This is a genomic window from Streptomyces albicerus, from assembly GCF_008905045.1.
Lineage (GTDB): Bacteria > Actinomycetota > Actinomycetes > Streptomycetales > Streptomycetaceae > Streptomyces > Streptomyces albicerus.
In genome coordinates this window covers 27,199-52,472 of record NZ_VWMY01000018.1, presented here as the reverse complement: position 1 = coordinate 52,472, position 25,274 = coordinate 27,199, and the positions used below count along the sequence as shown (strand labels likewise).

19 protein-coding genes are annotated in these 25,274 nt (G+C 69.6%); 14 read left to right on the top strand and 5 right to left on the bottom strand.

The genetic code is table 11. The features are described 5' to 3' along the window. Positions 1 to 70: 70 nt before the first annotated feature. The 12 genes from GAS53_RS17630 to GAS53_RS17575 all read left to right on the top strand — a co-directional run bounded on the left by GAS53_RS17630 (position 71) and on the right by GAS53_RS17575 (position 15,611). Positions 71 to 1,297: a Gfo/Idh/MocA family protein gene (locus GAS53_RS17630; protein WP_151478564.1), complete on the top strand. Its 1,227-nt coding sequence runs from the start codon at positions 71 to 73 to the stop codon at positions 1,295 to 1,297. A gap of 14 nt (positions 1,298 to 1,311) precedes the next feature. Beyond that, positions 1,312 to 2,316, top strand: coding sequence for a sugar phosphate isomerase/epimerase family protein (locus GAS53_RS17625; RefSeq protein ID WP_151478563.1), 1,005 nt, complete (start codon positions 1,312 to 1,314; stop codon positions 2,314 to 2,316). An 87-nt stretch (positions 2,317 to 2,403) separates the two neighbouring features. Next, complete coding sequence (locus GAS53_RS17620) at positions 2,404 to 4,920, top strand: PQQ-dependent sugar dehydrogenase (protein ID WP_151478562.1); 2,517 nt, start codon at positions 2,404 to 2,406, stop codon at positions 4,918 to 4,920. Between the two features lie 10 nt (positions 4,921 to 4,930). Next, on the top strand, positions 4,931 to 6,334 hold the full coding sequence (locus tag GAS53_RS17615; RefSeq protein WP_151478561.1) for a ThuA domain-containing protein: 1,404 nt from the start codon (positions 4,931 to 4,933) through the stop codon (positions 6,332 to 6,334). Positions 6,335 to 6,506: 172 nt separating this feature from the next. Further along, complete coding sequence (locus GAS53_RS17610) at positions 6,507 to 7,664, top strand: inositol-3-phosphate synthase (RefSeq protein ID WP_151478560.1); 1,158 nt, start codon at positions 6,507 to 6,509, stop codon at positions 7,662 to 7,664. A 224-nt stretch (positions 7,665 to 7,888) separates the two neighbouring features. Then, complete coding sequence (locus GAS53_RS17605) at positions 7,889 to 9,181, top strand: SCO3242 family prenyltransferase (RefSeq protein WP_404829247.1); 1,293 nt, start codon at positions 7,889 to 7,891, stop codon at positions 9,179 to 9,181. Further along, the gene (locus GAS53_RS17600) at positions 9,178 to 10,188 is read left to right on the top strand and encodes a sugar phosphate isomerase/epimerase family protein (RefSeq protein ID WP_151478558.1); all 1,011 of its coding nucleotides are present in this window, start codon (positions 9,178 to 9,180) and stop codon (positions 10,186 to 10,188) included. Before GAS53_RS17605 ends, GAS53_RS17600 begins: the two co-directional genes overlap by 4 nt. Further along, positions 10,185 to 10,943: an EboA domain-containing protein gene (locus GAS53_RS17595; RefSeq protein WP_192583153.1), complete on the top strand. Its 759-nt coding sequence runs from the start codon at positions 10,185 to 10,187 to the stop codon at positions 10,941 to 10,943. Before GAS53_RS17600 ends, GAS53_RS17595 begins: the two co-directional genes overlap by 4 nt. Further along, positions 10,943 to 11,854, top strand: a complete 912-nt coding sequence (locus GAS53_RS17590) for a TatD family hydrolase (RefSeq protein WP_151478557.1) — start codon at positions 10,943 to 10,945, stop codon at positions 11,852 to 11,854. The genes GAS53_RS17595 and GAS53_RS17590 overlap by 1 nt, the downstream gene beginning before the upstream one ends. A 3-nt stretch (positions 11,855 to 11,857) precedes the next feature. After that, positions 11,858 to 13,027 carry a metabolite traffic protein EboE gene (gene eboE / locus GAS53_RS17585; protein WP_151478556.1) on the top strand — a complete coding sequence of 390 codons (1,170 nt, stop codon included), beginning with the start codon at positions 11,858 to 11,860 and terminating at the stop codon, positions 13,025 to 13,027. Continuing rightward, positions 13,024 to 14,421 carry a nucleotide pyrophosphatase/phosphodiesterase family protein gene (locus GAS53_RS17580; RefSeq protein WP_151478555.1) on the top strand — a complete coding sequence of 466 codons (1,398 nt, stop codon included), beginning with the start codon at positions 13,024 to 13,026 and terminating at the stop codon, positions 14,419 to 14,421. Before eboE ends, GAS53_RS17580 begins: the two co-directional genes overlap by 4 nt. Positions 14,422 to 14,552: 131 nt before the next feature. Further along, positions 14,553 to 15,611, top strand: coding sequence for a sugar phosphate isomerase/epimerase family protein (locus tag GAS53_RS17575; protein WP_151478554.1), 1,059 nt, complete (start codon positions 14,553 to 14,555; stop codon positions 15,609 to 15,611). Positions 15,612 to 15,725: 114 nt separating this feature from the next. On the opposite strand, the gene GAS53_RS17570 is transcribed toward GAS53_RS17575, so the two are convergent. The 5 genes from GAS53_RS17570 to GAS53_RS17550 all read right to left on the bottom strand — a co-directional run bounded on the left by GAS53_RS17570 (position 15,726) and on the right by GAS53_RS17550 (position 23,040). After that, a complete protein-coding gene (locus GAS53_RS17570) occupies positions 15,726 to 16,115 on the bottom strand; it encodes a hypothetical protein (RefSeq protein WP_151478553.1) in 390 nt (129 codons plus the stop codon). Positions 16,116 to 16,405: 290 nt separating this feature from the next. Beyond that, on the bottom strand, positions 16,406 to 17,812 hold the full coding sequence (locus GAS53_RS17565; protein ID WP_151478552.1) for an OFA family MFS transporter: 1,407 nt from the start codon (positions 17,810 to 17,812) through the stop codon (positions 16,406 to 16,408). 115 nt (positions 17,813 to 17,927) lie between these two features. Next, positions 17,928 to 20,072 carry an acetate--CoA ligase family protein gene (locus tag GAS53_RS17560; protein WP_151478551.1) on the bottom strand — a complete coding sequence of 715 codons (2,145 nt, stop codon included), beginning with the start codon at positions 20,070 to 20,072 and terminating at the stop codon, positions 17,928 to 17,930. A gap of 3 nt (positions 20,073 to 20,075) precedes the next feature. After that, the gene (frc, locus tag GAS53_RS17555) at positions 20,076 to 21,344 is read right to left on the bottom strand and encodes a formyl-CoA transferase (RefSeq protein WP_151478550.1); all 1,269 of its coding nucleotides are present in this window, start codon (positions 21,342 to 21,344) and stop codon (positions 20,076 to 20,078) included. Between the two features lie 10 nt (positions 21,345 to 21,354). Continuing rightward, entirely contained in the window at positions 21,355 to 23,040 is a 1,686-nt protein-coding gene (locus GAS53_RS17550; RefSeq protein WP_151478549.1) for a thiamine pyrophosphate-binding protein, read from the bottom strand. 187 nt (positions 23,041 to 23,227) lie between these two features. Between GAS53_RS17550 and sucC the strand changes: the two genes are divergently transcribed. Both sucC and sucD read left to right on the top strand, forming a co-directional pair. After that, entirely contained in the window at positions 23,228 to 24,358 is a 1,131-nt protein-coding gene (gene sucC / locus GAS53_RS17545; protein ID WP_151478548.1) for an ADP-forming succinate--CoA ligase subunit beta, read from the top strand. Positions 24,359 to 24,369: 11 nt separating this feature from the next. Continuing rightward, complete coding sequence (gene sucD, locus GAS53_RS17540; RefSeq protein ID WP_151478547.1) at positions 24,370 to 25,254, top strand: succinate--CoA ligase subunit alpha; 885 nt, start codon at positions 24,370 to 24,372, stop codon at positions 25,252 to 25,254. Positions 25,255 to 25,274: the final 20 nt, after the last annotated feature.

Below are 25,274 nucleotides of genomic sequence, written 5' to 3'. Positions count from 1 at the left end.
GCACTGCTCCAAAGGCCTGCCAAGCAGGTCCAACCCCCCACAGCGCCACGACGACGAGGAGGACTTCCGCATGGGACAGCCGCACGAGGGCGACGAGGCAGGGGCCCGGGCCGATGCCGGGCCCGACAAGCCCGCGCTGGGCGTGGGCATGGTCGGATACGCGTTCATGGGCGCCGCCCACTCCCAGGGCTGGCGCACCGTGGGCCGCGTCTTCGACCTGCCGCGCCGACCGGTCCTCGCCGCCGTCTGCGGCCGTGATCCACAGGCCGTACGCGCGGCGGCCGACCGGCTCGGCTGGGCGGCGGCCGAGACCGACTGGCGGGCGCTGATCGCCCGCGACGACGTCGACCTGGTCGACATCTGCACCCCCGGCGACAGCCACGCCGAGATCGCCCTCGCGGCGCTCGCCGCGGGCAAGCACGTGCTGTGCGAGAAGCCCCTCGCCAACACGGTCGAGGAGGCCGAGGCGATGACCCGGGCGGCCGAAGAGGCGGCGACGCGCGGCCAGTTGGCGATGGTCGGCTTCAACTACCGTCGGCTGCCCGCCACTTCGCTCGCCCGGAAGATGGTCGCCGAGGGACGTCTGGGCGCCCTCAGGCACGTACGGGTGACGTACCTTCAGGACTGGCTCGTGGACCCGCAGTTCCCGCTGACCTGGCGGCTGCGCAAGGAGACGGCGGGCTCGGGATCCCTCGGCGACCTCGGCGCGCACATCGTCGACCTCGCGCAGTATCTGGCGGGGGAGCCGGTCGTGGGGGTGTCCGCGCTCACCGAGACGTTCGTACGGGAGCGGCCGGTGCCCCAAGCGGCATCGAGCGGCCTGTCCGCCGTCTCGGGAGGCGAACTCGGCCCGGTCACCGTCGACGACGCCGCCCTGTTCACCGGCCGGTTCGCCTCGGGTGCCCTCGCCTCCTTCGAGGCCACCCGGTACGCGACCGGGCGCAAGAACTCCCTGCGCATCGAACTCAACGGTGAGAAGGGCTCGTTGGCCTTCGATCTCGAGCGGCTCAACGAGCTCTCGTACCTCGACGGAACGGAACCCGGCACGCACGCGGGCTTCCGCCGCATCCTCGTCACCGAACCCGACCACCCCTACCTGGAGGCCTGGTGGCCGCCGGGCCACGGCCTCGGCTACGAGCACACCTTCGTCCACCAGGCCCGCGACCTGGTGCACGCGATCGCGGCCGGCGAGCAACCGCTGCCCTCCTTCGCCGACGGGCTGCAGGTGCAGCGTGTGCTCGCGGCGGTCGAGGAGAGCGCCGAGAAGAACTCCGTCTACACACCCATAGCGAGTTGAGGAGGGCCAGTCCCATGCCGCGCAACTTCACGCTCTTCACCGGCCAGTGGGCCGACCTGCCGCTCGAGGAGGTCTGCCGGCTCGCCCGCGACTTCGGTTACGACGGACTCGAACTCGCCTGCTGGGGCGACCACTTCGAGGTCGACAAGGCCCTCGCGGACTCCACCTACCTCGACTCCCGGCGGGAACTGCTCGACAAGTACGGCCTCAAGTGCTGGGCCATCTCCAACCACCTGGTCGGCCAGGCCGTCTGCGACGCCATCATCGACGAACGCCACCAGGCGATCCTCCCGGCCCGGATCTGGGGCGACGGCGAGGCCGAGGGTGTACGGCAGCGGGCGGCGGCCGAGATCGCCGACACCGCGCGTGCCGCGGCCGCCTTCGGCGTCGACACCGTCATCGGCTTCACGGGCTCCGCGATCTGGCACCTGGTCGCGATGTTCCCGCCCGCCCCCGAGTCGATGATCGAGCGCGGCTACGACGACTTCGCGATGCGCTGGAACCCCATCCTCGACGTCTTCGACACCGAGGGCGTGCGGTTCGCGCACGAGGTCCACCCGAGCGAGATCGCGTACGACTACTGGACAACTCAGCGCGCGCTGGAGGCAGTTGACCACCGGCCCGCCTTCGGGCTGAACTTCGATCCCTCGCACTTCGTCTGGCAGGACCTCGACCCGGTCGGCTTCCTGTGGGACTTCCGCGACCGGATCTACCACGTCGACTGCAAGGAAGCGCGCAAGCGCCTCGACGGCCGCAACGGACGCCTCGGCTCGCACCTGCCGTGGGGCGACCCGCGCCGCGGCTGGGACTTCGTGTCCGCGGGCCACGGCGACGTCCCCTGGGAGGACGTGTTCCGGATGCTGCGCTCCATCGACTACCAGGGCCCCATCTCCGTCGAGTGGGAGGACGCGGGCATGGACCGCCTCCAGGGCGCACCCGAGGCACTCACCCGACTGAAGGCGTACGACTTCGAACCGCCGACGGCGTCCTTCGACGCGGCGTTCGGCGGCAACGACTAGCCACCCCCCTCGCAGAGTCTCCGGGGTGACGGCGCACCCCGGCGTAACGCACCCGCATGTACAACCGGCCCCATTCTGGAGGCATCCGTGCACGCGAACGACCCCACCAGCACCAACAGAACCGAGAGTCACAGACGACGCCCGAGACTCCGACTCCGCAAGGCGCTCGCCCTGCTGACGGGTGCGCTCCTCGCGGGCGCGTCCCTCACTCTCGCCGCACCTCCGGCGGGCGCCGCCGTCGCCGATCCGAACGCGGCTCCCGCCGCCGCTCCCGCGGCCGAGGACTTCCAGCAGGTCACCCTCGCCAAGGGCGAACCCGAGGTCGGCGAGCCCATGTCGCTGGCCGTCCTCCCGGACCGCTCGGTCCTGCACACCTCGCGCGACGGTGAACTGCGCCTCACCGACGCGGCGGGCACCACGAAGCTCGCGGGCAAGCTCGACGTCTACTCGCACGACGAGGAAGGCCTGCAGGGCGTCGGCGTCGACCCCGGCTTCGCCGACAACCGCTTCATCTACCTCTACTACGCCCCGCCGCTCGACACCCCGGCGGGCGACGCCCCCGAGACGGGCACCCCCGCCGACTTCGCGCCCTTCGACGGCGTCAACCGGCTCTCCCGGTTTGTCCTGAAGACCGACGGCACCCTCGACGCCGCCAGCGAGAAGAAGATCCTGGACGTCCCGGCGACCCGCGGCATCTGCTGCCACGTCGGCGGCGACATCGACTTCGACGCCGCGGGCAACCTCTACCTGTCGACCGGTGACGACTCCAACCCGTTCCAGTCGGACGGCTACACGCCCATCGACGAGCGCGCCAACCGCAACCCGGTCTTCGACGCCCAGCGGACCTCCGGCAACACCAATGACCTGCGCGGCAAGATCCTGCGCATCAAGGTGAACGCCGACGGCTCGTACACGGTCCCCGACGGCAACCTCTTCGCCCCCGGCACGGACAAGACGAAGCCCGAGATCTACGCGATGGGCTTCCGCAACCCGTTCCGCTTCAGCGTCGACAAGAAGACCGGGATTCTGTACGTCGGCGACTACGGCCCGGACGCCGGTGCCGCCGACCCCGCACGCGGCCCGGCCGGACAGGTCGAGTTCGCCCGCGTGACGAAGCCCGGCAACTTCGGCTGGCCGTACTGCACGGGCGACAACGACGCCTACATCGACTACGACTTCGCGACCGGCGCTTCGGGTGCGGCCTTCGACTGCGCCGCCCCCAAGAACACCTCGCCGAACAACACCGGCCTCACGGATCTGCCCCCGGCCGAGACGGCCTGGATCCCCTATGACGGCGGTTCCGTGCCCGAGTTCGGCACCGGCTCAGAGTCCCCGATGGGCGGCCCGGTCTACCACTACGACGCCTCGCTCGACTCGCCGGTCAAGTTCCCGGAGGCGTACGACGGGGACTTCTTCGCGGGCGAGTTCGGCCGCCGCTGGATCAAGCGGATCGAGTCGGATGCCGGCGGTGCGGTGCAGTCCATCAACGACGTGCCGTGGACCGGCACCCAGGTGATGGACATGGCCTTCGGCCCGGACGGCGCGCTGTACGTCCTCGACTACGGCCTGGCGTGGTTCGGCGGCGACGAGAACTCCGCTCTGTACCGGATCGAGAACGCGACCGACGGACACTCGCCCGTGGCACAGGCCGCGGCCGACCGGACGTCGGGACAGGCGCCGCTGCGGGTGAAGTTCTCCTCCGCCGGCACGTCGGACGCCGACGGTGACGCCCTCACGTACAGCTGGGACTTCGGCGACGGCGGCAAGTCGACGTCGGCCAACCCCACGTACAAGTACAAGAAGAACGGCACCTACACGGCGACGCTGACCGCTAAGGACGCCTCGGGGCGCACCGGAAGCGCGAGCGTGCAGATCGTCGTAGGCAACACGGCGCCGAAGGTCGTGCTGGATCTACCGCGCGACGGGCAGATGTTCAGCTTCGGTGACGCCGTGCCGTTCAAGGTGCGGGTGACCGACCCGGAGGACGGCACGATCGACTGCGCCAAGGTGAAGGTCACCTTCGTCCTCGGCCACGACAGCCACGGCCACCCCGTGACCTCGGCGAACGGCTGCTCCGGCACCATCCAGACCAGCGCCGACGGCGGCCACGACGAGGACGCGAACATCTTCGGTGTCTTCGACGCGGAGTACACCGACGGCGGAGGCGGCGGCCAGGAGCCGCTCACCTCGCACGACCAGAGCGTCGTCCAGCCCAAGCACCGGCAGGCTGAGCACTACGGCAAGTCCCAGGGCGTGTCGATCATCACGAAGGCCACCGCACACGGCGGAAAGACCGTCGGTGACGTCAACAACGGCGACTGGATCTCCTTCGAGCCGTACGTCCTGAGCAACGCCAAGAAGATCACGGCACGTATCTCCTCCGGCGGCACGGGCGGAAAGCTCGAGGTCCGCGCGGGCTCGCCCACCGGCCGCCTGCTCGGCACCGCGACCGTTCCGGTGACCGGCGGCTGGGAGAACTTCCAGGACGTCAGCGCCGATCTGACACGTGCGCCGGGTGGAACCACCACGCTCTACCTCGTCTTCAAGGGGAGCGGGACCGGAGCGCTGTACGACGTGGACGACTTCACCTTCACAACCGGCTGAGGGGTGCGCCATGCGAGCAACTGGTAGAACAGTGACCGCTGTTGTCGGCGCCGCCCTGCTCATCGGGTGTGTGTCGGGGCCGGCCGCTTCGAAGGGACCCTCCGAATCGTCTGATTCAGCTGACTCGTCCGCGTCGTCCGCGTCGTCCGCGGGAGAGCGGGTCCTGGTGTTCTCCAAGACCGCCGGGTTCCGGCACGACTCCATCCCCGACGGGATCGCCGCGGTGAAGGCCCTCGGAGCCGAGCACGGGTTCACGGTGGACGCCACCGAGGATGCGGGAGCCTTCTCCTCACGCAACCTCGCCCGGTACGACGCCGTCGTGTTCCTCTCCACCACGGGTGACGTGCTCAACGAGACACAGCAGAGCGCCTTCGAGGGCTACATCCGGCGCGGCGGCGGATACGTGGGCATCCACGCGGCCGCCGACACCGAGTACGACTGGGAGTTCTACGGCGGTCTCGCGGGCGCCTACTTCCAGTCGCACCCGGCGATCCAGCCGGCCCGGATCGAGGTCGAGGACCGGGCACACCCGGCCACCTCGCACCTCGGGGAGTCCTGGAACCGTACGGACGAGTGGTACAACTACCGCTCCAACCCCCGGGACCGGGCCCATGTCCTGGCCTCGCTCGACGAGTCGTCGTACAGCGGCGGCACGATGAACGGCGACCATCCGATCGCCTGGTGTCAGGAGTACCGGGGCGGCCGCGCCTTCTACACCGGGAGCGGCCACACCAAGGAGTCGTTCGCCGATCCCGCCTTCCGGCAGCACCTGCTGGGCGGCATCCGGTGGACAGTCGGCGCCGCACAGGCCGACTGCCGTCCGGAGAAGGGGTATGCGCCTCTCTTCGACGGGACCGCCGAGTCGCTGGCGGACTGGAAGCAGGCGGGGCCGGGCTCGTTCTCGCTCTCGGACGACGGAACGCTCACGTCGTCCGGCGGCCTGGGCATGCTCTGGTACGGCGCCCGCGGCTTCGGTTCGTACTCGCTGAAGCTCGACTGGAAGATGGCGAGCGCCTCCGGCGACGACAACTCCGGTGTGTTCGTGGGCTTCCCGGCCTCCGACGACCCCTGGTCGGCCGTCAACAACGGGTACGAGATCCAGATCGACGCCACGGACGCGGCAGACCGCACGACCGGGTCCGTGTACAGCTTCCAGTCCGCCGACATCAAGAAGCGCGACCGTGCGCTGAACCCGCCGGGGGAGTGGAACACGTACGAGATCCGCGTGGAGGGCGAACGGCTCCGCGTCTGGCTCAACGGCGTGAAGATCAACGATTTCACCAACACCGATCCGGCCCGGAGCCTGCGGGACGGTCATGTCGGCATCCAGAACCACGGGGCCGAAGACCAGGTGTCCTTCCGTGACATCCGGATCAAGGAACTGCCGGCGCGATCCGCCGCGCAGGGCGATTGAGCGACGGCGGGCGGAGGACGCCGGACCTCCGCCCGCCGTCTTGGCCCCTTTCTGGTTCCTGTTTCTGGCTCGCGTTTCCGGCTCGCGCATCTGACTTCGCGCACCTGACTTTGCGTATCCGGCTCGCGTTTCTGGCGCGCGTATGACCTCACGTACGACAAGGAGGCTGCCCATGTCCGCCGAACCGTCCGTCTCCCCGTCCCGGGTGGGAGTGTGGCTGATCGGAGCACGCGGCTCCGTCGCGACTACGGCCGTCGCGGGCTGCGCCGCGGTGACCGCCGGGCTGCACCCACCGACGGGCATGGTCACCGAGACCCCCGCCTTCGCCGACTGCTGCCTGCCCCCGCTGTCGTCTCTCGTGTTCGGCGGCCATGACGTGGTGGACTGCCCGCTGCCGAAGCGGGCCGAGGCGCTGGCCGCCGGGGGTGTGCTGCCGCCGGGAATTCCGTCGGCCGTACGCGCCGAACTGGCCGCCGCCGACGGGGAGATCAGGCTCGGCGGCCCCCAGCCCGGCGACACACGTGACGAAAACGAACTGATCGAGGCGCTGGCCTCCGACATACGCGACTTCGTACGCCGGTGCGGTCTTGCCAGGGCCGTCGTGGTGAACGTGGCGTCCACGGAACCCATGCCCGCCGGCTCGGCGCTCCCCGCCAGCTCCCTGTACGCGGCGGCAGCGCTGCGAGCGGGCTGCCCGTACGTCAACTTCACACCGTCCACGGGTCTGCACCACCCGTCGCTGGAGTCGGCGGCCGCGTCGTCCGGACTGCCCTACGCGGGCCGCGACGGCAAGACCGGCCAGACCCTGCTGCGGTCGGTCCTCGGCCCGATGTTCGCGCAGCGCGCGCTGACGGTCCGGGCATGGTCCGGCACGAACCTGCTGGGCGGCGGCGACGGCGCGGCCCTGGCCGACCCGGGAGCCGCGGCCGCGAAGAACGCCGGCAAGGAACGCGTCCTCGCCGACACCCTCGGCACGGTCCCCGAGGGCGAGGTCCACATCGACGACGTACCGGCACTCGGCGACTGGAAGACCGCCTGGGACCACATCGCCTTCGACGGCTTCCTCGGCACCCGGATGATCCTCCAGACGACGTGGCAGGGCTGCGACTCGTCCCTCGCGGCTCCTTTGATCCTGGACCTGGCCCGGCTGACGGCCCGGGCCCACGAGGTCGGCCTCTCCGGCCCGTTGAGCGAACTCGGCTTCTACTTCAAGGACCCGGTGGGGGAGGGGCCCGCCGCCCTGGGGGAGCAGTACGCGGAACTGGTGGGGTTCGCGGAGCGGTTGCGGGGATTTCGGGAGCCGCACGGCAACTCGGGGGAGGGACGATGAGCCGGCTGAGGGCCGGAAGGCTCGGGCTCTTGCAGGGAGCCGTGCTCGGAACCGCGCTGGTTGTGGTGATCGGACGTGGGCGGGGCGGAACGAGTGGGCGTGGGCGGAGCGCCACGCGTGGGCGTCGGTCGGGGGTGATGCTCGGGCGTTGGCCGGGCGCGCTGCTTGGACGGCGGTCGGAAGTGGCCGAGGATGCCCAGGCGGACGCCACGGAATCCTCACCCGTGGGCACGGGTAGTCGCACAGTCGGCACGATCGGCCAGGTCGGTCAGGTGGGCACGGACAGCCCGGTCGGCACGGACAGCCAGGCGCTCCGCGCGGGTGGCCGGGCCCTCGGAACGGGCCGCCGGACGCTCGGCGCAAGCACGGGGCCCAACCCGTGGGTGGAACTCCTCCGCCTCCCCGCCCTGTTCACGGTCCCCGGCGACGCGCTCGCGGGCGCCGCCGCGGCCGGGGCACGCCCCAACCCGCGAACCCTGCTGGCCATCGCCTCCTCCCTCTGCCTGTACGAGGCGGGCATGGCCCTCAACGACTGGGCCGACCGCGCGGAGGACGCCGTGGACCGCCCGCAACGCCCCCTGCCCTCGGGCCGCATCAAGCCGCCCGCGGCCCTCGCGGCGGCCTGCGGCCTGACGGCGGCGGGCCTGGCCCTGGCATCCCGCGCGGGACGCCGACCGCTCGCCGTCGCCGGCGCGCTGGCGGCCACGGTCTGGTCGTACGACCTGGTCCTCAAACGCACCCCCGCGGGCCCGGTGGCGATGGCCGCCGCCCGTGCTCTGGACCTCCTCCTCGGCACGGCAGCCACCAACGGTGACATCCGTGACGACATCGGTGGTGACATCCGCAGGGCATTGCCCTCTGCGCTGGCCCTGGGCACCCACACCCTGGCCGTCACCACGGTCTCCCGCCACGAGACCCAGGGCGGTTCACCTTGGGCCCCGCTGACGGCGCTGGCGACGACGACAGCTCTGACCTGGGCGGTCACGCGCGACGACCAGGCACGGAACCAAGCCGGTGGGCCGGCTGCCCGGTTGGGAACCCGTGCCGTCTCCTCGGCTCCCGGGCCGGAGGCCGGCCTCGCCGCGCCGACTTCCGGCTCCGAGGCACGTATCTCGGGGTCGCTCTCGTGGGGACCGGCCCCGAGGGTTCCCGTGGCCCGGCGACTCCTGGCATCGGGGCGCACCGCAACCGCCCCGAGCGCAACCGCCTCGAACACAACCACCCCGAGGCCAACTGCCCTGAGCGCAACCGCCTCCGGCGCAACCGCGCAGGGCGAAGCCGCCCTGCGTGGAGCGCTCGCCGTCGTCTACGCCGTGACCTGCGCCCGGCCCCTCTTCCACGCCGCCCTCAACCCGTCACCCCCACTCACCCAACGAGCCGTCGGCGGCGGCATCCGAGCCATGATCCCCCTCCAGGCCGCCCTCGCGGCCCGCTCCGGCGCCCCCGTCACCGCCCTGCTGACAGCGGCCCTCGCTCCGGCCGCCCGCAGATTCAGCCGAAGGGTGAGCCTGACATGAGCCCTCAGCCGAGCCGGCACGCAACCGCTCACCCCCTCCGCTACTCCTACGGCACCAACGGTCTGACCGACCTCCGCCTGGACGACGCCCTCTCCCTCCTCGCCGACCTCGGCTACGACGGCGTAGGTCTGACCCTCGACCACATGCACCTGGACCCCCTCGCCCCCGACCTCGCGGCCCGCACACGCACCCTCGCCCGCAGGCTGGACGAACTCGGCCTCGACGTCACCATCGAGACAGGCGCCCGCTACGTACTCGACCCGAGGCGCAAGCACGGCCCGTCCCTGCTCGACCCGGACCCCGACCAACGAGCCCGACGCGTCGACCTGCTCCTCCGGGCCGTCCAGGTCGCCACCGACCTCGGCGCCCACGCGGTGCACTGCTTCAGCGGCATCGCCCCGAAGGACACGGCCGGGGAGACGGCGGGAGAAACGGCGGGCGAAACGGACGGCGCAGCGGCAAGGACCTGGGCGACCGAGGACGCCACCTGGAAGCGCCTCGCCGAAACCCTCACCCCCGTCCTCGACGCCGCCACCGACGCCGGAGTCCCCCTCGCCGTCGAACCCGAACCCGGCCACCTCCTCGCCACACTCGCCGACTTCCACCGTCTGCGCACCGCACTCGGCAGCCCGGACGCCCTCGGCCTCACCCTCGACATCGGCCACTGCCAGTGCCTGGAACCCCAGTCACCCGCCGACTGCGTCCGCGCCGCCGCCCCCTGGCTGCGCCACGTCCAGATCGAGGACATGCGCCGCGGCGTCCATGAACACCTCCCTTTCGGCGACGGAGAGATCGACTTCCCTCCCGTACTCGAAGCCCTCACCGCCTGCGGCTACCAGGGCCTGGTCTCCGTCGAACTGCCTCGCCACTCCCACGCCGGCCCTCAACTCGCCCAGCAATCCCTCCCGTTCCTCCACCACGCGGCCGCGACCGTCCATTCCCCACGCGCCGACCGGCCGTCGAACCCCGGCGAGGGCACCGTCGCCTCCGAAGGGAGAACCCCGTGAACCACCTCCACGACGCCCCCGGCACTCCGACGGACGCCGCCCCGACCGCCCTCGCCGCCCTGCACACCCGCCTGAACAGCCGGCTCGACGGTGCCGCCCGCGCCTGGCTGGACCAGGCCCTCGACGAGGCCGCTGCCCACCCGGGCGCCCGCGGACCCATCTCCGTATGGGAGTTGCGGATCGCCGAGGCGGGCCGCCGCTGCGGACCCGAGCACGCGGAGGCGGCCCGCATCCTCCTCCTGCACGCGGCGCGGGCCGACGCCGCCACCCTCGCCCGCGTCTACCGCCAGGGCACCGCCGCCGAACGCCGCGCCGTCCTCGAGGCCCTGCCCCACCTCGTGCCCGGCCCCGACGCCCTGCCGATCGTCGAGGACGCCCTGCGCACCAACGACACCCGGCTGGTGGCCGCCGCCGTCGGCCCGTACGCCGCCCGGCACCTGGACGCCCACAACTGGCGGCACGCCGTCCTGAAGTGCCTGTTCACCGGCGTCCCCGTGAACGCCGTGGCCGACCTGCCCCGCCGGGCCCGCGCCGACGCCGAACTCGCCCGCATGCTCGGCGACTACGCCGACGAACGCACCGCCGCGGACCGTCCCGTTCCCGAGGACCTGTACCGCGTCCTGGCCCTGACCGAGGCCCTGACCGAGTCCGGGAGCGAATCCGGGAGCGAATCCGGCGCCGGGCCCACGACCAGTGCGTCCGAAGCTCCGACAGCGTCCCCCCACCCCGGCACTCCGACCGGCAAGGAGTCCTGATGCGCATCTTCGACCCCCACATCCACATGACGTCACGGACCACCGACGACTACGAGGCCATGTACGCAGCCGGCGTCCGAGCCGTCGTCGAACCCGCCTTCTGGCTAGGCCAGCCCCGCACCTCACCCGCCTCCTTCCTCGACTACTTCGACTCCCTGCTCGGCTGGGAACCCTTCCGCGCCGCCCAGTACGGCATCGCCCACCACTGCACCCTCGCCCTCAACCCCAAGGAAGCCAACGACCCCCGCTGCGTCCCCGTCCTCGACGAACTGCCCCGGTATCTCGTCAAGGACCACGTCGTGGCCGTCGGCGAGATCGGCTACGACTCGATGACCCCGGCCGAGGACACCGCCCTGGCCGTCCAGCTCCAGCTCGCCGCCGAGTACGAACTGCCCGCGCTCGTCCACACCCCGCACCGCGACAAACTGGCGGGCCTGCGCCGCACCCTCGACGTCGTCCGGGAGTCCGCACTGCCCCCGGACCGCGTCCTGGTCGACCACCTCAACGAGACCACGGTCAAGGAGGCCAAGGACGGCGGCTGCTGGCTCGGCTTCTCCGTCTATCCGGACACCAAGATGGACGAGGAACGGATGGTCGCGGTCCTGCAGGAGTACGGGCCGGAGAAGGTGCTGGTCAACTCCGCCGCCGACTGGGGCAGAAGCGATCCCCTCAAGACCCGCAAGGTGGGCGACGCCCTGCTGAAGGCCGGGTTCACCGAGGACGACGTCGACCAGGTGTTGTGGCACAACCCCGTCGCGTTCTACGGACTCAGCGGCCGCCTCGACCTGGAGGTCGCCGGTACGGACGCCACCCACGAGGGCAACTCCATCCTCCGCGGCGCCCCGAAGACCGACCCCGAGCCCGCCCCGAAGTCCGCCCTGAAGACCGACCCGGCGACCACGGAGGCGTGACCCATGCGCTTCCGCCACCCCGACGGCTCCACCGTCCACCTCGCCTACTGCACCAACGTCCACCCCGCCGAAACCCTCGACGGCGTCCTCGCCCAGCTCCGCGACCACTGCGAACCCGTACGCAAACGCCTCGGCCGCGACCGTCTCGGCATCGGCCTGTGGCTCGCCAAGGACGCCGCCCACGCCCTCGTCACCGACCCGTCCGCCCTGCGCCGCCTGCGCACGGAACTCGACACCCGCGGCCTCGAAGTCGTCACCCTCAACGGCTTCCCGTACGAAGGATTCGGCGCCGAAGAGGTCAAGTACCGCGTCTACAAGCCCGACTGGGCCGACCCCGAGCGACTCGACCACACCACCGCACTCGCCCGCGTACTCGCCGGACTCCTCCCGGACGATGTCACCGAAGGCACCATCTCCACCCTGCCGCTCGCCTGGCGCACGGTGTACGACGACACCCGTGCCGCCAAGGCCACCACGGCTCTGATCACCCTCGCCGAACGCCTCGACGCGCTGGAGGAGCTGACCGGCCGGTCCATCCGCATCGGCCTGGAACCGGAGCCCGGCTGCACCGTCGAGACCACGGCCGACGCCATCGCCCCGCTCACCGCGATCGGCCACGACCGCCTCGGCGTCTGTGTCGACACCTGCCACCTCGCCACCTCCTTCGAAGCTCCGCACACCGCCCTGGACGCGCTGACCAACGCCGGCGTCCCCATCGTCAAATCCCAGCTCTCAGCCGCCCTGCACGCCGAACACCCCCACCTCCCCGAAGTCCGTGAGGCCCTCGCCGCCTTCGACGAACCCCGCTTCCTGCACCAGACCCGCACCCTCACCGCCGCCGGACTCCGTGGCACCGACGACCTCGGCGAGGCCCTCAAGGAGGACGCCCTGCCCGACGCCTCCCCGTGGCGCGCCCACTTCCACGTGCCGCTGCACGCGGCCCCCGCCGCACCCCTCACCTCCACGCTCCCCGTACTCAAGGACGCACTGACCCGGCTGGTCGGCGGATCGCACCCGCTCACCCGTCACCTCGAGGTCGAGACCTACACCTGGCAAGCCCTCCCGCCCGAGCTGCGCCCCCGCGCCCGCGCCCAGCTCGCCGACGGCATCGCCGCGGAACTCACCCTCGCCCGCGACCTGTTGACGGACCTCGGCCTGAAGGAGCTGCCGTGAACCAGCCCTTGGAATCCAGCGGCCCCACCCCGCTCCTCGTCCTGGACGTCGTCGGCCTCACCCCCCGTCTCCTCGACCACATGCCCCACCTCAAGTCCCTCGCCCAGTCCGGCTCACGGGCCCCGCTCGGCACTGTGCTGCCCGCCGTCACCTGCGCCGCGCAGTCCACGTTCCTCACCGGCACGCACCCCGCCGAGCACGGCATCGTCGGTAACGGCTGGTACTTCCGCGACCTCGGTGACGTCCTCCTGTGGCGCCAGCACAACGGCCTGGTGTCCGGGGACAAGCTCTGGGACGCCGCCCGGCGCGCGCACCCCGGCTACACGGTCGCCAATATCTGCTGGTGGTACGCCATGGGCGCCGACACCGACATCACCATCACCCCTCGTCCGATCTACTACTCCGACGGCCGCAAGGAACCCGACTGCTACACCCGGCCGCCGGCCCTGCACGACGAACTCACCGAGAAACTCGGCACGTTCCCGCTCTTCCACTTCTGGGGTCCCGGCGCCGACCTCGTCTCCAGCCGCTGGATCATCGACGCGACCCGCCACGTCATGCGCACCCGCCACCCGGACCTGACCCTCTGTTACCTCCCTCATCTCGACTACGACCTGCAGCGCTTCGGCCCCGACGACCCGCGCTCCCTGCAAGCGGCCGCCGACCTGGACGCGGCCATGGCCCCTCTTCTCGACGACGCGCGAGCGGAAGGCCGTACGGTCGTCGCCCTGTCCGAGTACGGCATCACCCGCGTGGACCGCCCCGTCGACATCAACCGCGCTCTGCGCCGCGCCGGACTCCTCGAGGTGCACACGCAGGACGGCATGGAGTACCTCGACCCGATGGCCTCCCGTGCCTTCGCCGTCGCCGACCACCAGATCGCCCACGTCTACGTACGCCGCCCCGAGGACCTGGAGGCCACGAAAGCGGCGCTCGCCGACCTGCCCGGCATCGAGCAACTCCTCGACGACGAGGGCAAGAAGACCCATCACCTCGACCATCCGCGCTCCGGCGAACTCGTCGCCGTCGCGGAGCCGGACGCCTGGTTCACGTACTACTACTGGCTCGACGACGACCGCGCGCCCGACTTCGCGCAGCTCGTCGAGATCCACCGCAAACCCGGCTACGACCCCGTCGAGCTCTTCATGGATCCGCTCGACCCGTACGTCAAGGTCAAGGCCGCGGGCGCGCTGGCCCGCAAGAAGCTCGGCATGCGCTACCGCATGGCGGTCGTGCCCCTCGATCCCTCACCTATTCGCGGCAGCCACGGCCGCCTCCCCATGAGCGACGACGAAGGTCCGCTCATCATCTGCTCCACCCCCCGCGCTGTCGGCGACCGCGTCGCGGCCACCGATGTGAAGTCACTGCTGCTCCAACTTGCCGGTCTCGACTGACCGCAACGACTGGCAGGCCTCGGCCCACCGGTCCCGTCCCGATCCGTCGCTTCCGACCCGTCTTTTCCGACTGGTCCCCAGTGAAGCACTCACCACTGACAACGCCCTCTCACATCGAGGAGTTTCCAGGCATGAGCCGCTCCAGCCGTACCTCCTTCACGGCTTCCACCAGCAAGAACGACGATCCCGAACTCGCCCACCGACTCAGCAGAAGAGGCATGCTGGGCGTCGCGGCCGGCGCCACCGCGGCCGCCCTGCTCGGCACCGCCGCCACCCCGGCAGCGGCCGCGGAGAAGGGCCGGGGCCGTCCCGTCCTGCCGCCCGGCCGGCTCGGCATCCAGCTCTACAGCCTGCGCGACAAGGTCTCCACGCTCGGCTTCGCCCCCGTATTCGCCGAGTTGGAGAAGTACGGCTACGACGAGGTCGAGTTCGCCGGATACACCCAGGGCTCGGCCGGCCCGATCACCCTCGCCCAGCTCAAGCGGCTGGCGCGCAACTACGGCCTGAATCCCATAGGCAGCCACGTCGGCTACTACTCCGATGACCCGAACGCCTACACCTTCGCCCAGAACCTCACCAAGGTCCTCGACGACGCCCAGGCGCTCGGCCTCAAGCACATCGGCACCGCCTCGGGCCCGTTCCGCTACGGCTCGACCGTCGACGCGTGGAAGCGCGCGGCCGAGGAGTTCAACACCTACGGCGCGGCGGCGAAGGCGCGCGGCATGAAGTTCTACCAGCACAACCACTCCGAGGAGTTCTCCTTCGCGACCGACAACCCGAAGGTCCGCCTCTACGACGTGCTGCTCGCCGAGACCGACCCGAAGCTCGTCTACCTGGAGATGGACATCTTCTGGGCGTACTCGGGCCAGTTCCGCTTCTCGAAGCGGCCCGACGGCACGCCCGCGCCCTTCGAGCCCCTCGACTACGTGCTCAAGCAGCCCGACCGCTACCCGCTCTTCCACGTGAAGGACGGCGTGAGCGACCCGTCGAACACGTACGGCTACCGCATGACGGACGTCGGCGACGGCGACATTGACTACCAGCGCTTTATCTCCGGCGTCACCCGCCTGCGCGGCCACCGTCTGGCCCACCACTGGCAGGCCGAACACGACAACCCAGTCGAGTCCTTCGCCTTCGCCCGCAAGTCCAGCGAGCACCTGCACTCGCTGCGCGAGCGCTGCGGCGACTGACAACTTCGTACACAAACGGTCGGCCCTGGATCCATGCATTCCAGGGCCGACCGTTGTGCGCTCAGCCCAGATCAGAGGGGTGGGCGTGCCCTGCAGTTCATCGGCGGATCACACCTATCCGACCTCTGTGAAGGTCTTCCAGCTGGAGCAGTCGACTGGACTCTCGTCGCTTGCGCCGTCCACCCGACAGATCCTCATCCGGTGCGCGAAGGCGCTCAGAACGTCGACGTTGTTGATTACGGTGTAGCTCCCCGCGCCGCCGCCGTTGTACTTGGTTGCGAAGAAGTGCCAACGATCGTTGTAGAACCGTTCTACGTACGCCCGCACGCCGTGACTATCCGCACGGTGGTCCCAGACTTCGAAGTCATCTCCGTTGTCTATGAAGTTCAGCTGAGCGAGGAGTGTTCCACTCGAACTGCGCAGCGTAACCGAATAGTCATCGGCATGGGCTGAATTGGCGCCTGTGATCATCAACATTGCGGCCGCCAAGGTGACTGCCGCCACCTGTCTTATTCTTGGCATGAAATTCCTCCGGTTCGAAGCTTTCACCCGTAGCGGAAGGGTACTTGTGGCTGCGGATTAGTGGACCCACTTCCGTGATTTTTGAGCCTTATTTGAGATTGCATTTCTGATCCAATTTTTTATCTTTCTCGACATGTGAGGGCGGGGAATTTCAGTGGTAACTGATGGGCAGGGTCGAGCTGCGCGCCTCCTCGCCGCGGTCTCTGTTCGGCAGGCGCACAGGACGGGACCGCCCGGGCCTCCGAGGCCCGGGCGGTCCCGGTTTCCGTGTGTCACTCCGCTCGGTCCGGCCCGTCGATCACCTCGCGGCTGATCGGCTGCGGATTGGGCGAGATGCTGCCCTTGTGGGGACGTCCCGGCGGGTGGAGGAACAACGCCACGAAGCCGGCGAAGAACGAGATGCAGCCGGCGAGGATGAAGGCGCCGTTGAGCCCCCAGGCATCGACGACCATGAAGCCCATACCCGCGCCCAGACCGGAGACGAGCTTGGAGCTGTAGACCATGCCGTAGTTGGTCGCGTTGTTGTTCTCCCCGAAGTAGTCCGCGGTCATGGCCGCGAACATCGGGAAGATGGCGCCGCCGCCGAAGCCGGAGATCGCGGAGAAGATCAGGAACAGCGGCAGGTTCTTGATCTCGGCCGACCAGATGATGCCGAACTGGGCGGCGCCCAGGATGACACAGACGTAGATCAGACACTGCTTGCGGCCGTAGAGGTCGGAGAGCCAGCCGATGACACCGCGCCCGGTGCCGTTGACGATCGCCTTGAGCGACATGGCGGTGGCCACGATCCCGCCGGCGAAGCCCGCGTGCTCGCCGATATCGATCTGGAAGGAGATACCGAAGATGTTCACGCCGGAGGTGCACGCCAGACAGAACCACATCAGCGCCACCCGGCCGGTCTTCCAGGCCTCCATGGGCGTGTACTGGTGGACGGCCGGCGGGTTCTTCTCCAGCGCACGGCGGGCGCGCGGGTCATCCGGCGGGTTCAGCGGGTCGATATCCGCGGGCCACCAGTTCTTCGGCGGGTCCTTGAAGTAGTAGCCGGCGACGGCCACGACCCCGGCGAGGAAGACACCGACCGAGACCAGGACGACCTTGAAGTTGGAGATGTCCATCACGGTGGTGAACAGGAAGACGAAGGGCACCGAGCCGTAAGCGAAGCCCCCGTTGACGAAGCCGGTCTTGCCGCCCTTGCGTTCCGGATACCACTTGCCGACCATGTTGACGCAGGTGGCGTACACCATGCCCGCGCCCATACCGCTGAACACACCGAAGCCGATGAGTGCGAGTGCGACGTTCGGCGCGTAGGCCAGCGAGAGATAGCCCATCAGTGTCCCGCCCGCGCCGAGCATCATCGCCCAACGGGCCGGCAGCTTGCCGGTTTCACGCAGCCTTCCCGCCGGAAAGGCGACCGCGGCCTGACAGAAGACCCAGGCCGTGAGCATCCAGTAGATGTTCTGGCTGGACCAGTGGTGCGCGTCGTGCAGTGTGTCCTCGGCGGACGCGAACGCGTACTCCGCCGAGCTGATGCCCATCATGCCCACCCAGGGCAGGATGACCATCCACTTGCGCTTGCGCCCCATGATGTCGATATCGGTCTCGCCGAGCCGGTATATCCGGCCGTTGGCGTCCGTCACCTCCCTGTAGGGGACGGATGTGGAGATGTCAGTTGTCGCCATTTCTTTCGAACCCTTCGCGTGGAAGAAGCCTGGCCAGCGCCCCCTGTCCGTTCTCTTCGCGCAGGGGCCTGCGGCGAGCGGCACCGCAGGCCCCGTGGTTCGGCCGTCGCTCAGTTCATCGACCGCCCCCCAACAGTCCCGCCGCCCTGGCCCAGCGATACTTCGCGCCGAGCACGGCCACCGGCTTCTCGGTCGTGTACGGGTACGCCACGACCCCGTGCTCGAAGAGGTACTGGCAGGCCTCCTCGACCTCGACGTCGCCCGCGAGCGACGCCACAACGGGCTTCTCGATCCCGCGCTCCCGGAACTCGGCCACCACGCGCGCGGTGAGCTCGGCGAAGACCATGGGAGGGGTCACGATGGTGTGCCAGTAGCCGAGGACGAGCGAGTGGATCCGCGGGTCCTCCAGACCGAGCCGGATCGTCGCCTCGTACGTCGACGGCGGCTCGCCGCCCGTGATGTCCACCGGGTTGCCGGCGGCCCCGAAGGGTGGGATGAACTTCCTGAAGGACGCGTCCAGGTCCGGCGGGATCTCCATCAGGGAGAGCCCGTTGTCGGTCACGGCGTCGGACAGCAGTACGCCACTGCCGCCCGCGCCGGTGATGATCACGATGTTGTCGCCCTGCGGAGTCGGCAGCACCGGCAACGCGCGCGCGTACTCCAGCATTTCGTTCAGACCGGGCGCCCTGATGACTCCGGCCTGCTTCAGGATGTCGTCGTACACGGCGTCGTCGCCCGCGAGGGCTCCCGTGTGCGATCCCGCGGCCTTGGCACCGGCCGCCGTACGGCCCGCCTTCAGGACGACGACCGGCTTCTTCGGGACGGTCGCCCGCGCGGCCTCCACAAAGGCGCGCCCGTCCTTGAGGTCCTCCAGGTGCATGGCGATGCACTGGGTGTTGGGGTCCTCGCCGAACCAGGTCAGCAGGTCGTCCTCGTCCAGGTCCGACTTGTTGCCGAGCCCCACGATCGCGGAAACACCCGTCTTCGTAGTGCGCGCAAAACCCAGAATGGCCATCCCTATGCCACCGGACTGCGAGGTGAGGGCGACGCCGCCCTTCACGTCGTACGGCGTGCAGAACGTGGCGCAGAGGTCCTGCCACGTCGAGTAGTAGCCGTAGATGTTCGGCCCGAGCAGCCGGACGCCGTACCGCTCGCCGATGGCCACGATCTCGTCCTGGAGCTGCTGCTCACCGGTCTCCGCGAACCCCGAGGGGATCAGGACGGCGTTGGGGATCCCCTTGCGTCCCACCTCCTCCAGGGCCGAGGCCACGAACTTGGCGGGGATAGCGAAGACCGCCACATCCACCTCACCGGGAACGTCCGTGACACTCTTGTACGCCTTGCGGCCCAGAATGTCATCGGCCTTGGGGTTCACCGGATGGATCTCTCCGGAGAAGCCGCCGTCGATGAGGTTGCGCATGACCGAATTGCCGATCTTGCCCTGCTCGTTGGAGGCACCGATCACGGCGACGGAGCTCGGCTGCATCAGCCGGCGCATCGAGGTGAGGATCTCCTCGCGTGAGTACTTGCGCCGAGGCTTCGCCACCTCCTCGGCGAGGATGACCCGGATGTCCGCGGCCACCGCACCCTCCGGGGTGGCGATCACCGGATTGAGGTCCACCTCGGCGATCTCCGGGAAGTCCGCGACCAGTTCGGAGACCCGGCGGATCTGCTCGGCGATCGCCCACCGGTCCACCGGCGGCGCGCCGCGCACCCCGCGCAGGATCTCCGCGGCCCGGATCGAGTCCAGCATCGACAGCGCCTCGTCCGCGTCCACCGGCGCCAGCCGGAACGTGACGTCCTTCAGGACCTCGACGAGAACACCGCCGAGTCCGAAGGCTACGACCTTCCCGAACGTCGGATCGGTCACCGCACCGACGATGACCTCCTGCCCCTGCGGGAGCAACTCCTGCACCTGCACGCCCTCGATACGGGCGTCCGGCGCGTACGCGCGTGCGTTGTCGATGATTTTGTGGAACGCGGCCCGTACGTCGGTCGCGCCCTCCACGCCGACGATCACGCCGCCCGCGTCGGTCTTGTGGAGGATGTCCGGGGAGACGATCTTCATCACGACGGGGCCGCCGAAGCGCGCCGCGTACGCGACCGCCTCTTCGACGTCGGTCGCCAGTTCCTCGCCGGGGACGGCGATCGCGTACGCGTCGGCGATCACCTTGCCCTCGGGCGCGGTCAGCGCGGTCCGCCCCTCGGCCCGCACGGCGTCGAGGAGTGTACGCACCCTCAGCACCCGGTCTTCGGCCATCAATCAGATCACTCCGTTCGACTTGAGCAGGCGCAGCTCTTCGTCACCGAGACCGAGCTCGCCGACATACACCTCTTCGTTGTGCTCGCCGAGCAGCGGCGAACTGGTCACGTCCACGGGGGAGTCGGAGAGCTTCAGCGGGCTGCCCACGGTCACGAAGTCGCCCCGCTCGGGGTGCGGCACCGTCACGACCATCTCGTTGGCGACCAGCGACTGGTCCTCGATGATCTCCTTGGTGGAGAGGATCGGGCCGCACGGGATGTTGTGGGAGTTGAGCTTCTCCAGGACCTCCCACTTGGGGAGCGTGGCGGACCACTCCTCGATGAGCTGGAACATCTTGTTGAGCTGGGGCAGCCGTGCCTCGGGGGTCGCCCACTCGGGGTCCTCGGCCAGCTCGGGCCGCCCGATGAGCTCGCTGATGGGCTTCCAGCCGACCGGCTGCACGATGACGTACACGTAGTCGTTCGGACCGCCCGGCGCGCACTTGACGGCCCAGCCGGGCTGGCCGCCGCCGGACGCGTTCCCGGACCTGGGAACCTCGTCGCCGAAGTCGTCGTTGGGATATTCGGCGAGCGGTCCATGGGCCAGCCGCTGCTGATCGCGCAACTTCACCCGGCAGAGGTTGAGCACGGCATGCTGCATGGCCACGTTGACCCGCTGACCACGCCCGGTGTTCTCCCGCTGGTACAGCGCCGCGAGAATCCCCGCCACGGCGTGGATGCCCGTGCCCGAGTCCCCGATCTGGGCCCCCGTCGCCAGCGGCGGCCCGTCCTCGAATCCGGTGGTCGACATCGACCCGCCCATGGCCTGCGCGACGACCTCGTACGCCTTGAAGTTGGTGTACGGGCCGTCCCCGAATCCCTTGATGGAGGCATAGACGATCCGCGGATTGATCTCCTGGATGCGGTCCCAGGTGAAGCCCATGCGGTCGATCGCGCCCGGTCCGAAGTTCTCGACCATGACGTCGGAGCGCCGGATCAGCTCGGTGAGGATCTCCTTGCCGCGCTCGGTCTTGGTGTTGAGGGTGATGCTCCGCTTGTTGCAGTTGAGCATCGTGAAGTAGAGGGAGTCGACGTCCGGGAGGTCGCGCAGCTGCTTGCGCGTGATGTCACCGGTCGGCGCCTCCAGCTTGACGACGTCCGCGCCGAGCCAGGCGAGCAGCTGGGTGGCGGACGGCCCGGACTGGACGTGCGTCATGTCGAGAACGCGGATGCCTTCGAGAGCCTTGGTCGAGGCCGCCGGCGTCGCTGCCGTCGGTATCGTCGCTGTCATCGGGGCCACCTCACTTGTACATCGTCTGGTTCATGGTTCCGGGGGCGTACGCGTCCGGGTCGACCCAGACGTTGATCAGCGACGGCTTGCCCGACTCGCGGGCGCGCTGGAGCGCCGGGCCGATGTCGGCGGGGTCGCGGACCTCCTCGCCGTAACCGCCCAGCATCTGGGCGAACTTGTCGTAGTGGACGTCGCCGAGGGTGTTGCCGACCCGCTCGCGCTCCAGGCCGTACTTGGCGGCCTGGCCGTAACGGATCTGGTTCATGGAGGAGTTGTTGCCGACGATGCCGACGAAGGGGAGGTTGTAGCGGACGAGGGTCTCGAAGTCCCAGCCGGTGAGCGAGAAGGCGCCGTCTCCGAAGAGGGCGACTACTTCCTTGTCGGGCCGCGCCTGCTTGGCCGCGAGCACGAACGGGACACCGACGCCGAGCGTGCCCAGCGGACCTGGGTCCATCCAGTGCCCGGGCGACTTGGGCTGCACGACCTGACCGGAGAAGGTGACGATGTCGCCGCCGTCGCCGATGTAGATCGAGTCCTCGGTGAGGAAGTCGTTGATCTCGCTGACCAGCCGGTACGGGTGGATCGGTGAGGCGTCCGACCTGAGGCTCGGCAGCCGCTTCTCGATGGCGGTCTGCTCGGCGGCGCGCAGTTCGTCGAGCCACTCCTTGCGCTTCGACGCGCCCCCGTTGACGCGCCCGGAGGCCGCCTCGGTCACCGACTTCAGGATCAGCCCCGCGTCGCCGACGATTCCGAGGTCGATGTCCCGGTTCTTGCCGACGGTCCGGTAGTCGAGGTCGATCTGCACGACGGTCGCGTCCGCCGACAGCCGCTTGCCGTAGCCCATACGGAAGTCGAAGGGGGTGCCCACGATCACGATCACGTCCGCGTTCGAGAACGCGTACCGGCGCGAGAGCTGGAAGTGGTGCGGGTCCCCGGGCGGCAGGGTGCCGCGTCCGGCGCCGTTCATGTAGGCGGGGATGTTGAGGGTGCGTACGAGGTCGATGGCGGACTCGGTGCCGCGGGTGGTCCACACCTGGCTGCCCAGCAGGATCGCGGGCTTCTCGGCGTGCACGAGCAGGTCGGCGAGCTTCTCGATGGCCTCGGGGTCGCCGGCCGAGCGGGTCGAGGCGCGGTAGGCCCCCGCCTTGGGCACGCGCGCCTTCTCCACGGGCACCTTGGCGTCGAGGACATCGCGCGGGATCTCCAGGAAGGACGGGCCCGGCGCCCCGTGGTAGCACTCGCGGAACGCCATCGACACCATGTCGGCGGCGCGCGCGGTGTCCGGCACGGTCGCCGCGAACTTGGTGATCGGGGTCATCATGTCGACGTGCGGCAGGTCCTGCAGGGACCCCATCTTGTGCTGCGTGTGGGCCCCTTGGCCGCCGATCAGCAGCATCGGGGACTCCGCGCGGAAGGCGTTGGCGACGCCCGTCACGGCGTCGGTCGTGCCGGGACCGGCGGTGACGACCGCGCAGCCGGGCTTGCCGGTGATGCGCGCGTAGCCGTCGGCGGCGTGGGCGGCGACCTGTTCGTGGCGGACGTCGACGACCTCAATGCCTTCGTCGACGCAGCCGTCGTAGATGTCGATGATGTGGCCGCCGCAGAGCGTGTAGATGACCTCCACACCCTCCGCTTTGAGTGCCTTGGCGACCAGGTGCCCACCGGAGATGAGGTTCTGGCTGTTGTCGTCGGGCATGGCGAAGTCCTGTCCCTTCGTAGGGGATTGGGCGCGCTCTGATGCAGCTCAGACGGTGTGCGCGCACTGCTCGTGGATGCCGTCGCGGTAGATTGCATACAGTCGACGAATACTGTATGAAGCTTGTTATCCCGCATCCGGTGGGTGGTGTCCAGGGGGCGTGCGGCACTTTTAAGAGGGAGCCGAGATGGACCTGTTCGAGCACCAGGCAAGGGAACTCTTCGAGGAACACGGAATTTTGGTGCCGAGGGCGGAGGTCACGGACTCGCCCAAGGAGGCACGCGAGATCGCCCGCAGGCTCGGCGGCCGCGTCGTCGTCAAGGCACAGGTGAAGACCGGCGGACGCGGCAAGGCGGGCGGCGTGAAGCTCGCCGCCGACCCGGCCGCCACCGAACTGACGGCACGCCAGATCCTCGGTATGGACATCAAGGGCCACACCGTCGGCAAGGTCATGCTGGCCCAACCGGTCGACATCGAGAGCGAGTTCTACGTCAGCTACGTACTCGACCGTGCCGCCGGCCGCTTCCTCGCGATCGCCTCCGCCGAGGGAGGCATGGACATCGAGGAGGTCGCCGCCACCCGGCCGGACGCCGTGGCACGTGTCCACATCGACCCGGCCGAGGGCGTCACCTCGGCGAAGGCGACCGAGATCGCCGAGGCGGCGGACCTGCCTCCGCACACCGTCGACGTCCTGGTCAGGCTCTGGGACGTGCTGATCCGTGAGGACGCCGTCCTGGTCGAGGTGAACCCCCTCGTCCGTACGGCCCAGGGGCAGATCCTCGCGCTCGACGGCAAGGTCACGCTCGACGACAACGCCCGCTTCCGGCAGGCGCGTTGGGGCGACCAGGAGTCGGCGCACGACGATCCGCTGGAGGCGGCCGCCGCGGCCAAGGGCCTCAACTACGTGAAGCTGGACGGCGAGGTCGGCATCATCGGCAACGGCGCGGGCCTCGTCATGTCGACCCTCGACGTGGTCGCGGGCTGCGGCGCGCGCCCCGCCAACTTCCTCGACATCGGCGGCGGAGCATCGGCCCAGATCATGGCCGACGGCCTCTCGGTCATCCTCTCCGACCCGGCCGTGAAGTCGGTCTTCGTGAACGTCTTCGGCGGCATCACCGCGTGCGACGCGGTCGCCGACGGCATCGTGCAGGCCCTGGACACCGTCCAGTTGACCAAACCGCTGGTGGTCCGCCTCGACGGAAACAACGCCGTACGCGGCCGCGCCATCCTCGACGACCGCGCCCACCCCCTGGTCCAGCAGGCCACCACCATGGACGGCGCCGCGCGCCGCGCCGCCCAACTCGCCAACGCCATCTGAAGGAGCGGGACATGGCCATCTACCTCACCAAGGAGAGCAAGGTCCTCGTCCAGGGCATGACCGGTGGCGAGGGCATGAAGCACACCCGGCGCATGCTCGCCGCCGGCACCGACGTCGTCGGCGGAGTCAACCCGCGCAAGGCCGGGCAGACCGTCGACTTCGACGACCGTGCCGTGCCCGTCTTCGGCTCCGTGCACGAGGGAATCGAGGCGACCGGCGCCGACGTCACCGTCGTCTTCGTCCCACCCGCCTTCGCCAAAGCGGCAGTTGTGGAGGCCGCGGACGCAGGCATCGGACTCGCCGTCGTCATCACGGAGGGCATTCCGGTCCACGACTCGGTCGCCTTCACCACGTACGCGAAGACGAAAGGCACGCGGATCATCGGCCCCAACTGCCCGGGCCTGATCACGCCCGGCCAGTCCAACGCGGGCATCATCCCCGCCGACATCACCAAGTCAGGACGCATCGGCCTGGTGTCCAAGTCGGGCACACTCACCTACCAACTCATGTACGAACTCCGCGACATCGGCTTCTCGACCTGCGTCGGCATCGGCGGCGATCCCGTCGTCGGCACCACCCACATCGACTGCCTGGCCGCCTTCCAGGACGACCCCGACACCGAACTCATCGTCCTCATCGGGGAGATCGGCGGCGACGCCGAGGAACGCGCGGCCGCGTACGTCCGCGAGCACGTCACCAAGCCCGTCATCGGCTACATCGCCGGTTTCACCGCCCCAGAGGGCAAGACGATGGGCCACGCGGGCGCGATCGTGTCCGGCTCCTCCGGCACGGCCCAGGCGAAGAAGGAAGCCCTGGAGGCGGCCGGGGTACGGGTGGGCGACACGCCGACCGAGACTGCACGGTTGGTACTCGCCGTACTGGAAGAGCGGCCGTGACGTCACTCATAGTTGACGTG